Source organism: Prevotella veroralis DSM 19559 = JCM 6290, assembly GCF_000377625.1.
In the GTDB taxonomy this organism is placed as follows: Bacteria; Bacteroidota; Bacteroidia; order Bacteroidales; family Bacteroidaceae; genus Prevotella; species Prevotella veroralis.
On record NZ_KB898329.1, the window covers coordinates 134,558 to 147,511 of the forward strand.

Genomic DNA, 12,954 nt, shown 5'->3' on the forward strand with positions numbered 1-12,954 from the left:
CTATAATCCTTTCCTATCTAAAAAACCGTCAGGCTTTTACCTGTTCTTCGGTTATCTTCTTGCGATGCGATACCTTCATGCGATCAAAACCAACGCCATATACACCATTAACAGCCCCTTGCGAAACGAATGCGTTGGGGTCTATTTCATCAATGAGTTGGTAGATGGCGCGTGCTTCCGAACGCCTTGCTATGACGAAGAGCATCTTCAAGTCCTTACCCGTATAGAACCCTTGTGCATTGATGATGGTACATCCGCGTGGCACGTCGTTATTGATGGCTGTACCGATCTCTGCCCAATGCTCCGATATAACAAAGAACTGAACGGAACCTCGCATACCGTTGATCATGTAATCAACAACGTATGTCATGACAAAGAGAACGATGTATCCATAGATTACTTTCTCCCAATTATTCAATACGAGATAACTTGAGCTAATAATGCAAAGGTCGCATGCCAAGATGACACGACCTAATGAGATGTCACGGTACTTATGTATCATTGCGGCGATAACATCCGATCCGCCAGAGCTTGCATTGTACTGTAATGCGATAGCAACACCAGCTCCTAATAGTACACCTCCTACTACACAGGCAAGGAAGGGCTGGTCGGCAAAGAGTGCATGACCCGCAAATACCTGTCTAAAAAGCGATGTAAAGAATGCGAAGCTAAGCACTGCAAAGATGGTTCTAACGCAGAACTTCCACCCAAGAATCCTCAAAGCAACAAAGAGAAGAATGCCATTAATTGCCAAGTAGGTATATTGAACGGGAATATCTAATCCCCATTGAATAACAGAGGAAATACCTGCTATACCACCAATTGTAATCTTGTGAGGTAAGAGGAAGGCGCACCATCCAAAACTACCAAGCAACATTGCAAAAGCAATCACTAAGAACTCCCATACGTCTCTTAGCTTGTTTTTTCTTTTTCTGACCATGTGTTTATCGATAAATAGTATTTTGCAAAGATAGTGAAAATATAATGAAAATCAAGTTACTGGATGTCTTTTTCATAATTATGATATGTTCTTTCTCTTGTAAGAGAGTCTTTTCTCCAATCAAAGAGACGCCCTTTTCATTGCGAAGAAAGCCTTTCTTCACAGCAAGAAGAGCCTCTCTTTGCATGAAAGAAAGGCTCTTCTGTTTATTAGTTGGTATTCTCCTTGATTTGTGACTATTGCTTGTTTCGTTTGTTGAAGAGGCGGAATAACTCTCCAACCCATAGAACGACAGAGGTGGAAGTGACGATGATCAACCAATCAGAAAGGCTAAGGGGAGTGACGTTGAACATCTTTCCACCACACTGCACGATGATAATTTGCCCCACAAATATCAACAAGGCTATAACACCAAAACCCTTACAACCTTTCAAGTGGAAAGCACTGCGTCCTGTTGCAAAGGCTCGCGCATTAAACATGTTCCAGAACTGTATCATCACAAAGAGTGTGAAGAAGATGCTCAATTCATGGTCAGTTAGTCCTTGGTTTCCCATATTCTTCCATGTAAGGAAGTCGGTCATTGATTGAATAGGAGCATGTTCCAGCATATAAAGCAACGTGAGTAGGATTGCAAAGAACAAACATCCAACACCGATAATGAGCCTTGTCATTGCTGGATTAATAATGAAGGACTTGCGGTTGCGAGGCTTGTCACGCATGACGTCTTTCGATGGTGGAAGAGATGCGAGAGCCATAGCTGCGAAGGTATCCATAATGAGATTGACCCATAACATTTGAGTTACTGTCAGTGGACTCTGCGTTCCCATCAGTGCTCCTGCTAAAACGATAAGGCAGGCAGCAACGTTTACTGTCATCTGAAAAAGGATGAATCTCTGAATGTTCTGATAGAGTGATCGCCCCCACATTACTGCACGACCAATAGAACGGAAGGAGTTATCAATGATGGTGATATCGGATGCTTCTTTCGCAACATTCGTTCCATCGCCCATTGATAAACCCACGTGTGCCGCTTTGAGAGCTGGAGCATCGTTTGTTCCATCGCCCGTAACAGCTACGACTTGGTGCTGGGCTTGCAAGGCTTCAACCAATCGCTTCTTATCCATTGGGCGTGCGCGGGCTATGATCTTTAGACTGTTTACACGTTTAGAAAGTTCTTCGTCGCTTAGAGCTTCAAACTCCGGACCTGTTATCACACAGTTATCACAATCCTTCCCAGTCCATAGTCCCACCTGTCGACCTATCTCTTTTGCTGTCCCCGGGGTATCGCCTGTGACAATCTTAACATCTATTCCAGCATCAAGACATTCCCGAACAGCAGCTGGAACCTCCTTACGAACAGGGTCGGAGATGGCTACGATACCTTGGAAAGTTAATCCTTTCCCTGTTTGTTTGATGGTGTCGAGGAGGGTTGGAATTACCCCTTCGTGTAAGTTCTCATCGTTGATGAGCATATAGGCAAAGCCCAATGTGCGCATAGCTTGGTTCTGCCAGGTTAACAACTGGTTGCTAATTTCATCCCACGAACGATTCCCCATGATAGAAGAACAATAATTACGGATGATGTCGGTTGCACCTTTTATATATAAGATGGTCTTCCCTGGAAGTTGAGCTGAGCGCACCAAAGTTCCCATGCACTTGCGTTCTGTTGAGAAAGGAAGTTCGTCTATCACTTCAGCCTCTGTGCGCAACTGACGATAATCATAGCCCTGATCATTTAACCAAAGTAGGAGTGCGCCTTCTGTTGGGTTGCCTAAGGCGGTTGGATGATGATCGTCAGAGAAATCGAGAGACGCTGTTGAGTTCACAGCAATAGCCTCTCTTGCTAACGCCTTGTGCTCTTCAGTCTCTCTGTCAATAGCCATTTCACTCACACGCATTTGATTCTGCGTTAGCGTTCCGGTCTTATCTGTACAAATGACAGTCGTTGCCCCCATAGTTTCGCAAGCGTGCATCTTGCGCACAAGATTGTTTGTTTTTAGCATGCGACGCATTGAATAAGCCAAAGAAAGCGTTACCGCCATAGGCAATCCTTCGGGAACAGCAACGACGATAAGCGTCACGCAGATCATTATTGAGTCTAGGAGATATTGCAGGAAACGTACCCATTCGAAAGAGAAGTTCGAGAAGAACATGATAATGCGGGCAATGAGAATGAGGGCGGCAATGGTGTAACTAGCCCAAGTAATAAGTTTGCCCAATCGTTCTAATTGCTCGGTAAGGGGTGTCTTAACGCTGTTGTCGATCTGAGAAGCTACGAAAACCTTACCATTTTCGGTGTTATCTCCAATCTTCTCAACGCGGAATAAACCATGACCTTCCATCACCTTCGTTCCACGAAGGACATAGTTTGTTGGGAATGTTGCGTCTTTATCGAAATCAGCATCATGTGTACTCTTATGACAGATAGGCTCTCCAGTGAGAGAAGACTCGTCTATGTTGAGAGAGATAGCTTGTAGTAACGATCCATCAGCAGGCACTTCAGAACCCGTGTTGAGCCTGACAATATCGCCAACAACCACTTCTTGCTTTGTTATTTGGGTGGTATTGCCATTGCGAATGACCTCCACAGGTTCCTCGTCGTTGACTTGGTTGAGAACAGAAAAGGCTTTGTTCGCTTTCTCCTCGAAGAAGAATGCCATGCCAGTAGCCAATAGTATGGCGATAAAAATGCCTACTGGCTCGAAAAACACCTCTGTTCCTTCATGCAAACCATAGTATTCATAGAAAGAGATAGCGATAGAGAGAATGCCAGCAACAAGTAGAATGATAATCAGAGGATCCTCAAATTTCTTTATAAAACGCTTCCACATAGACTCTTTTGTGGGTGGTGTGAGGAGGTTCTCACCGTACTTCTTCCTACTTGCTAACACCTCTTGATCATTAAGCCCGTTAATTATCTTCTTCTCTTCCATAATGTCTTTGTGTATGAGACAACGGCGACAAAAGGGAACATGTTTACCTTTTAGCTGTTGTACTTGGGCTGCAAAGATACAAAGAAAAAATGATATTTGGCGACAGAAGGGAACATGTTTGCTATCAAGTGGAAGTTCTTACATTCACTACTATCGCTCGCGCCTTTAAAGCAATGGGGATTAGTGCATCTTTTGAAGCGCAAGGAATAGGGCGTATAGCATTGTGGTAAAGATGATATCGTACTATTGGTAAAATTGAAGGAAATCATTTTTGCTGTCATTCCTGTCATCTTTTCATAGTATATAAGGCATTAGTAATCAATGATATAGTGTAAATGTTAAAACTGACAGCAAATGATTTTGAAACTTAATTAGGGGTTTTATGTAATATAAATGAACTGGTTTTGTATTACTAAGATGGTTAAGAATACCTTTCATAAGCAGGACTTACGAACATAAGTCTACCCTTCACGGAAAAAGTCGAGTGCTTCCTTAATGTCTTCCTCCGTGATGGTCTGATCGATGCGGATGTCTCCGATACCACCAAGGAGCGTCACATTGATTTCATTACCACGATTCTTTTTATCGTGGTGCATGAGTTCTATAAGTTCAGGATAGTCGTTGCAGGTGATAGGAAGACTTCCATAATACACCCGAATGAAGTTTACTGTTTGGCGCATGCGCTCTGTGGGGAAGTCTGTTTGTGTCGTTGCAAGATACAGCTCAGCAATCAGTCCGAATGCGACAGCGTAACCATGCAAGATAGGTTGGCGCTTCATCGCCCATGACTCGAACGCATGTCCAAAGGTGTGACCGAGGTTTAAGGCTTTACGAATACCCTTTTCGTGTGGATCTTCAGCAACGATACGTTCCTTAATGCGTACACTCTTATCCAGCATTGAGGCTAATTGATGGAGATCAGGTTGTGCTAGATTGAAGTTGATGAGCTCTGCCCACATCGTTTCATCAGCTATCAAACCGTGTTTGAGCATCTCGGCATAACCGCTGCGGATATTTTCTTCATCAAGTGTTTGGAGCCAGTTGGTATCAAGCAATACAAATTCAGCATCATTAAAAACTCCTATCTCGTTCTTTAACCCACCAAAGTTGATCCCCGTTTTACCTCCAACACTTGCATCCACCATGGCAAGTAAGGTTGTTGGAACATTGATGAAGTTGATTTCCCGTTTGTAGGTTGAAGCAGCAAAGCCACCTAAGTCGGTCACCATACCACCTCCAAGGTTGATGAGCAGACTGTGCCGTGTGGCTTTCCCTTGCTGTAATGATTCCCATACATGGATGAGTGTGTCAAGATTCTTACGTCTGTCAGTTGCACCAATAACAATTGTTTGAGCATCTTTCAGACATAAATAATCCTTGACAAGAGACCAACAGAGTTTGTTGGTAGTTTCATCTACAAGAACAAAGATTCTATCATGTTCACATTCAGCAATGGCTTTTGCCAATTCTGTCTTGAGATGTCTTGATATGATGACACGCTGTTTCATAAGTTATCTAATCACTTTTAATCCTTATAAAAAACCTTACTTAGGAACGCCTTTGTCTATTAAGACGATGGAGAGCAGCATAATCTAATAGGATCAACTGCCAACTGCAATGTTACAAAAAATAATTGTAAACGTCTTATATAAGCTGTTAAAAGTGAAGATTAAAGTTAAACTTCTTATATGTTTAACCATCATATAAATCAGTTAATGAGATAGTTTTATGGTAAAAAGATTATTCTTGTTTGTATTCTTGTCGTTTAGTAGCATCACGCTACTTGCACAGAATAGAACGATAACAGGCTCTCTTTTTGATGGAGAAGTGAAAGAGAAAGTTCCTTTTGCAGTTGTTCAGTTGTTGAAGATGGATAGCACCTATGTTGTTGGAGCTACTTCCGATGAAGGTGGTAATTTCAAAGTGACAGCTCCAACGAATGGCAGGTTTATTCTGAAGGCATCCTATGTTGGTTATAAAACGATCTTTCAGAATGTTACGATTGCAAATGATCAAGATGTTGCTATAGGGCAGCTCGATTTTCAAGTTGATACGCACACGTTGAAAGAAGTTAAGGTTGTTGCAAGTGCACCAAAGGTAGTTGTGAAGGCTGATACCTTTCAATACAATGCGTCGGCATTCCGTGTTGCAGAGGGATCGACTATTGAAGCCTTAGTAAAAAAGCTACCAGGAGCCGAGGTGTCGGACGATGGTACGATAAAGATTAATGGTAAAGAGGTCAAGAAAATACTCATTAATGGTAAGGAGTTCATGACTGGTGATACTAAAACAGCACTCAAGAACCTCCCTACCTCTATAATAGATAAGATTAAAGCATACGACCAGAAGAGTGATTTGAGTCGTGTGACGGGTATTGATGATGGCAACGAATCGACTGTACTGGACTTCGGTGTTAAGGCTGGAATGAACAAAGGTTTCTTCTCAAACATTGACCTTGGAATAGGAACCAAGCATCGTTATTCGGAGAAGGCAATGGCTGCTTATTTCAATGATAAGTTCCGAATGATGGGCTTCTTGTCTGCTAATAATGTCAACGATATGGGCTTTGGTGGTGTCCTCGTGGCGGATGGGGTGGCATACGTCAAGGATTGAATGCTACAAAGATGGTTGGTTTGAATATGAACTATGATAATGGTAAAACCTTACAATGGGATGGTAGTGTTCGTTGGAATCATTCTGATGGTAACTTGAATACCCGTGTAGCAATAGAGAACTTCGTTGCGTCACAAGGTTCATACGCCAATCGTCGCTCACAGGAATATACTCGTGAGAACTCTTGGGACGGTCGTTTCCGTTTGGAGTGGAAACCTGACTCTATGTGGAATATCATGTTCCGACCTAATATCCGACTATCAAAGAATGATGGACAGATTGTTAGTAAGTCGGCAGCTTACAATACCGACCCATACGAGAGTGTGGATGATCCATTGTTGGCAACAGCTATTGCACAGTTAGAAGCACAAGGTGTAATGGTGAACAATCAGCATAATACAACCATTTCTTATGGTGATAACAATGCTTGGGGGGCTATGCTCCAAGTGAATCGTCGCTTGAGTCAGAACGGACGAAACGTTACCCTACGGGTGGATGGCGATTATAGTGATGCAGATTCGAAGACTTTCTCAACACAAGACTTACAATACTTTCAGTTGAGAGATGCATTGGGGAATTATGAAACCTATCGTGCTTATCGTTATAACCTTATGCCAACAAAGAGCTGGGATTACGCTTTGCAGGCTACTTATAGCGAACCACTTGCACGGAAGACATACTTACAATTCAGTTACCAGTTCAAATATGGTTTCTCAAAGAGCGATCGTGATACTTATGATTTCTCCTCATTACCATCTGGAACATTCGGTAGTTTGAAGCCAGCTTATCGATCATGGGATAATTATCTAGGCTTATTGACAAATCCTTTGGCAAGTTATTTAGATTCTAATTTAAGCCGTTATTCAGAGTATCGAACCTATACTCACGATATGCAAGTGATGTTGCGAATGTTACATACAAAGTGGAAAATGAATGTCGGAATGAAGTTACAACCACAACATTCCACCTATATGCAGGATTATCTAGGTGTGCATGTGGATAACAAACGATCAGTGGTGAACTGGAGTCCAACATTCGATTTCCGTTATAAATTCAATGCACAAAGCAATCTGCGTATCAATTATAATGGCACGGTCTCGCAACCATCTATGACGCAGTTACTTGATATTGTCGATAATACCGATCCACAGAATATATCGAAAGGTAACCCTAATTTGAAGCCAGCCTTTACTAATAAGTTTCGCTTGTTCTACAATGCCTTTAGGCAAAAACATGCGCAATCAGTGATGACTTTTGCGGACTTCTCTACTACACGTAACGCCATTGGAAACAGTGTTACGTATGATGGAACGACGGGAGCTCGTACAGTACAACCAGTCAATGTGAATGGTAATTGGGATGCAAATGCAGCTGTGATGTTTAATACAAGTATTGATTCTGCAGGTGTATGGAATGTTAATACGTTCACACGAGGCAGTTTCAATCGTTACGCTAGTTATTTACAACAGAATGCAACAAGTGCCGTTGAGAAGAATATCACTAAGTCTTTGACACTTGGGGAACGCTTATCAGCTAGTTATCGCACTTCTTGGCTAGAACTAGCATTGGATGGTTCGGTTGATTACACACACTCTAAGAACAATCTCCAAAGTCTCAATAACTTGAGTACATGGCAATTCTCTTATGGTGGAAGTCTTATCTTCTCCTTGCCTTGGAACATGAGTTTATCTACTGATTTACATCAGAATAGCCGTCGAGGATATAATGATGCGGCACTAAACACGAATGAGTTGTTGTGGAATGCACAGTTTTCTCAGAGTTTGTTAGCGGGTAATGCTTTGACATTGAGCTTACAGTTCTATGATATTTTACATCAACAAAGTAACCTCTCGCGCACTATCAATGCTGTAAACAGAACCGACACGGAATATAATAGTATAAATAGTTACATCATGTTCCGTGCTACTTATCGATTGAATCTATTTGGTGGCAAGAATGCTCCAAAGCCTAAGGATCGTGGTTTTGGACGCCCTAATTCAAATATGCCACCACCTCCTCCTGGTGGTGGAGCAATGGGCGGTGGTCGCCCACCAATGGGTGGTTCTGGTGGTTTCTAAGTAGATAAAAGGAACAAGAACCCTTTTAACTATATTACTTTAGGCAGAATAATATTCTTGAAGACAAAGCAAAGAAACGTGAAGGATCTCCGGCAAATTCTCTGCAAACAGTACTTTCTACTCCCCTTTCCATTATAGAGAGGGGTTGGGGGGAGGCTTTTTTCTCTATTTCCTTGCTCATTCTATTTTATCTTATTACCTTTGCATTGTTAAGTGGAAATTAACTTATAATAGTGATATTTCAAATAAAGAATTTCAATTAAGCTAACTATTGTGGCTTATATGATAAAGGTGTAAGTAATACCTGTTGTATTAGATTCTTTAACACATTAAAACGAGAAGAAGATAGCAAATTATTTGGTAGTTCCAAATAATGGTGTATTATAGGTCTAAATATACATTTATCTTCTCACATAAGCATAAAGGGCGTGAGTTGGGTAAATAAAAGATTTTCAGGAGTTTCTTTTATTTTCCTTAATACTTAGATATAGAGATTTTAAAGGTGAAATAAGAACTATATGATGTAAGTAGGTGAAATTAGTTTGTATACTTAAATTATTAATAATTAATTAAATTCGGCAATATGGATAAAAGAAAAGAGAGATATTATATAAGACCGCAAACGGAAGTTATATTTATAAAGCAAGGTGAGTATCTTCTTGAGAATTCTCCGGTAAACGGAGGACATTACAGCGCAGAAGATGATGGCGAGTCTTTAAATGCAAAGCCGTCAGGCTTTTTCTTTGAGGAAGAATCTGCCGAAGACAAGAACTAAAGTAGAATGGAACACAAGTTAAGAAAAGGTAGAAAAATGAAGTATTCTTATTTTTGGGCTTTACCGGTCATAGCCTTGCTTTCACTGGCAGGCTGCTCCAATGACGACACTTTGCAAGCAGACAACGGGAAGCAACAGAACACGGTGCCCGCAGGGATGACAGAGTTTGCAGACGGGGGATTGACCCGCACAGCAGGCACTTACGACGGTTCGGCGATAAAGTTTTATTGGACTTCAGGAGACAAGCTGTGGATCAACAACGCCGGCACTTTAACAATAAGTACAAAAGACAATATCACGGCTAAGGCTCCTACGGCTAAGTTCTATTTCCCCGGAGTACTCACCGCACCGAAATACAACGTACGTTATACGGGCAACGGCAACGCCAATGGTGACAAGGTGACCATAAGTCCGATCCAGTCGCAGAGCTCTTCTGACGATGCCTCGCACATCGGTACAGACGGAGACTGCGGCACGGCGGAAGCCAGCAGGCAGGGTGACGGGAGCTACACCTTCACACTCTCTCACAAAGCATCCTACCTCGTCTTTACGCCTTATTACAGCCCTGAGTTTGCAGAGGACGTGAAAGTGACGCAGATCAAGGTAACGGCAGACAAGGCAATTGCCGGAGATTTCAGATTCGATGACAATGGGATAAATACGACACCCCGCCCCGCTGCAACTGCTGCCAACAGGAGTATAACGCTCACACTGAACGGCGGTTCGGATGATGGATTCGTCATACCCAAGGTAGCAGACCATGAAAAGAATGCGGCTATAATGGTTCTTGCACCGGGCGAATATCATCATGTTACTGTGGAATACACTCTCTACGACCAGAAGACGAAGGTTCGTGGGACAGTATCCAAGACTTATAATAACATTACCTGCAAGGCAGGAAAGAACAAGAAAGTAAGCACCGATCTGGCAATCACACACTATTCGAGCGACAGATACTATCTGTGGGACGCTGCCGTGGGAAAGAACGCATGGAAAGATCATGAGAACGACCAGCCGGTTCTGAAAGGAGCAACGAACGCCAACTATCCCCAAATATCCAGTGACTCAAGATGGTATAACTCTGCCGCATTCCCGACTTCTGCAACACGTTCGGCAGCCGCTTGCCCTAATGCTAACGAAATGTTGTGGTATGTTATGTATGGAGATCCTCATTGGGATCCTTCTCTCTGGTCCATCATGAAACATCTGTATGCTGGAGGTATGTGGCTGAAGAAACTCAGCGGTATCGCTGCCGCCGAACATACGAGTGTAACGGCGATGAAGAAGGCGGCTCCCGGTGGGACTGATTACACAAAAGTACAATCAGATTTTAAGATTTATGACAAGTATCCTAAGAGCAACACAGACATTAAAAAAGGCAGACCTAGCAACCCGAATGATTACATCTTCCTGCCAACTATTGGCATCTATCTAGAAAGTACGGGACAGTTATGGTGGATTGGAATCAGAGGATATTATTGGTCAAGTACACCACGTCCTGATGGAACATTAAATGGCTATGATTTGTATGTTCAGGAAAATGAAGTACATACTGGATATAATCCTCGTGCACATGCACACTGGTTGTGGCCAGAATAATATATTTAAAATAAAAGGTGTGTCAAAAGCAAAGTTTGACACACCTTTATGTTTGATGGCAATTATCTGAAGATACTTTTAGTTCGCTGAAGATATTTATAGTGGATAATTATATTGTCAGGTTTATATGGTAGTGCACCATAGTAGACAAGTTGTCGTATAAAACTACAACGGAACGTATTAAGAGAAAATTTTTAATGTGTTTGATATTCATGGGGAATATGTTAGAAATCTACAGGGACAGGTTGGAGTTGCAGAGCCGATGTTACTTGAGAGAAACATTATATTATTTTGTCCATTCGGTCTAAGACATGTTTTTAGGAAACATGTTATTCTTCATCATCGTCATCAAAGCCGAATATTGCTGGATCGATGAAGGCATCTATCTGTCGACGGTCTTTCTTTGTGGGGCGACCAGTACCTCGTGCTCTGTCAACGAAACCACTGATACGACTCATCTCAAGTAGTTCGTATTGCTTTGCTTCGGTGACATTCTCATATACTTCGGGGATTAGTTTTGCTCCAACGCGCTGTTCTATGGTTTTAAGAACCTTAAACGAATAGGTGATAGGAGGCTTCTTTACGCTTACTACTTCGCCCACTTTGATAGTGTGAGAAGGCTTTACGTTTATGCCCTTAATCGTCACACGACCATTCTTACAAGCGTCTGCTGCAATAGAGCGAGTTTTAAAGATACGTGCAGCCCAGAGCCATTTATCTATTCTTGCAACGTCGTTCATACTTCTTTTATTAGTTTTTTGAAACCAAATAGTATTACTTCTTACCGAGTTTGTTAAATTGATTCATGGTGATATCAATACCTGCTAAAACAAAACTCTTGATGATATCTACACCTAAATCAATCGCAGGTTGAAGGACTTTCATATCATCTTCTGAATAATGCCCAAGCACCCAGTCTATTTGACCTCCACGTGGGTAATCGTTGCCAACCCCCATGCGTAATCGTGCATAATTTTGTCCAATGAGTTGTTGAATATGACCCAAGCCATTGTGCCCACCATTTGATCCATTCCCTTTTAAGCGAAAAGCACCTAGTGGTAATGCGACATCGTCAGAAATAACGAGTAGTCGATTTTGGTCAATATTCTCCTTATTCAACCAATAACGAACAGCATTCCCTGATAGATTCATGAATGTTGTAGGCTTGAGAAGAATGATTTTCCGCCCTTTAATAGTCGTTTCTGCTATGAAACCATAGCGTTTATCCTCAAAAACAATATTGGACGCTTTAGCGAAAGCGTCCAATACCATAAATCCTGTGTTGTGCCTAGTCCCTTCGTATTCACGACCTGGGTTGCCTAGTCCACATATCAAATACTTATCCAATTTGTTGTATCTGTTTAAGATTGTTCAGTTTCAGCTTCAGCCTCTTCGGCAGCTGCAGCCTGAATAGAGTTACGTGTAGCCTTGATAGAGCAAACGACAACCTCCTTAGGAGTTACCAACTCGAGACCCTCAAAACTTAGTTCACCAACCTTGATACTCTTACCAAGGTGAAGATTAGTAACATTGATGTCTAGGTGCTCTGGAATCTGCTGATAAGGAGCCTTAACATTGATCTTACGAATAGACATGTTCATACGTCCACCATCACGTACACCCTGTGCTAAACCAACGAGCTTAACTGGTACGCCCATAACGATAGGCTTCTGGTCGTTTACTTCATAGAAGTCTACGTGAAGCAAAGCATCTGTTACTGGGTGGAACTGAAGTTCCTTAAGAACTGCTGTGTGTCTCTCGCCGTCAATAACCAACTCTACAACGTAGATGTGTGGAGTGTAAACCAACTTGCGAAGTTCTGCCATTGAAGCAGTGAATGACAATGCCAATGGCTTGCCGTCTTTCTGTGCCTCACCATAAAGGTTACAAGGAACTAAACCTTCCTTACGAAGTTGCTTTGAAGCTTTCTTTCCAAGGTCTGTACGCTTCTGACCTGCTACTTTAATTTCTTTCATAACTTTGTGTTACTCTAAATTAATATGAACGTTAATTCGC

Annotated in this window: 8 protein-coding genes and 2 pseudogenes; 4 read left to right on the plus strand and 6 right to left on the minus strand. The window is 42.0% G+C overall.

Going from position 1 to position 12,954, the window contains the following annotated elements; translation table 11 throughout:
• Positions 1-28: 28 nt before the first annotated feature.
• On the minus strand, positions 29-940 hold the full coding sequence (locus D464_RS0106200) for a YitT family protein (RefSeq protein ID WP_018910633.1): 912 nt from the start codon (positions 938-940) through the stop codon (positions 29-31).
• 236 nt (positions 941-1,176) lie between these two features.
• Positions 1,177-3,873 (minus strand): calcium-translocating P-type ATPase, PMCA-type, encoded by a 2,697-nt coding sequence (locus tag D464_RS0106210; RefSeq protein WP_018910635.1) that lies wholly within the window; start codon positions 3,871-3,873, stop codon positions 1,177-1,179.
• 137 nt (positions 3,874-4,010) lie between these two features.
• On the opposite strand from D464_RS0106210, the pseudogene D464_RS13920 reads away from it, so the two are divergent.
• Positions 4,011-4,103, plus strand: a pseudogene (locus D464_RS13920) (transcriptional regulator); the annotation flags it as partial.
• 231 nt (positions 4,104-4,334) lie between these two features.
• Here the strand turns inward: D464_RS13920 and aroB are convergent.
• The gene (aroB, locus tag D464_RS0106220; protein WP_018910636.1) at positions 4,335-5,381 is read right to left on the minus strand and encodes a 3-dehydroquinate synthase; all 1,047 of its coding nucleotides are present in this window, start codon (positions 5,379-5,381) and stop codon (positions 4,335-4,337) included.
• A gap of 220 nt (positions 5,382-5,601) precedes the next feature.
• Here aroB and D464_RS12555 point away from each other — a divergent pair.
• From D464_RS12555 to D464_RS0106235, 3 genes and pseudogenes are all read left to right on the plus strand, one after another.
• Positions 5,602-8,564, plus strand: a pseudogene (locus D464_RS12555) (outer membrane beta-barrel protein).
• A 583-nt stretch (positions 8,565-9,147) separates the two neighbouring features.
• The gene (locus D464_RS0106230; protein WP_018910637.1) at positions 9,148-9,339 is read left to right on the plus strand and encodes a hypothetical protein; all 192 of its coding nucleotides are present in this window, start codon (positions 9,148-9,150) and stop codon (positions 9,337-9,339) included.
• A gap of 36 nt (positions 9,340-9,375) precedes the next feature.
• Positions 9,376-10,938 (plus strand): hypothetical protein, encoded by a 1,563-nt coding sequence (locus tag D464_RS0106235; protein ID WP_026284649.1) that lies wholly within the window; start codon positions 9,376-9,378, stop codon positions 10,936-10,938.
• Between the two features lie 329 nt (positions 10,939-11,267).
• Here D464_RS0106235 and D464_RS0106240 read toward each other — a convergent pair whose 3' ends face one another.
• From D464_RS0106240 to D464_RS0106250, 3 genes are read right to left on the minus strand one after another with little or no spacing between them, the layout of a single operon-like run.
• Entirely contained in the window at positions 11,268-11,678 is a 411-nt protein-coding gene (locus tag D464_RS0106240; protein ID WP_018910639.1) for an RNA-binding S4 domain-containing protein, read from the minus strand.
• A gap of 34 nt (positions 11,679-11,712) precedes the next feature.
• Positions 11,713-12,285 (minus strand): aminoacyl-tRNA hydrolase, encoded by a 573-nt coding sequence (pth, locus tag D464_RS0106245; protein ID WP_018910640.1) that lies wholly within the window; start codon positions 12,283-12,285, stop codon positions 11,713-11,715.
• A gap of 14 nt (positions 12,286-12,299) precedes the next feature.
• A complete protein-coding gene (locus D464_RS0106250; protein WP_018910641.1) occupies positions 12,300-12,914 on the minus strand; it encodes a 50S ribosomal protein L25/general stress protein Ctc in 615 nt (204 codons plus the stop codon).
• Between the last annotated feature and the right edge of the window lie 40 nt (positions 12,915-12,954).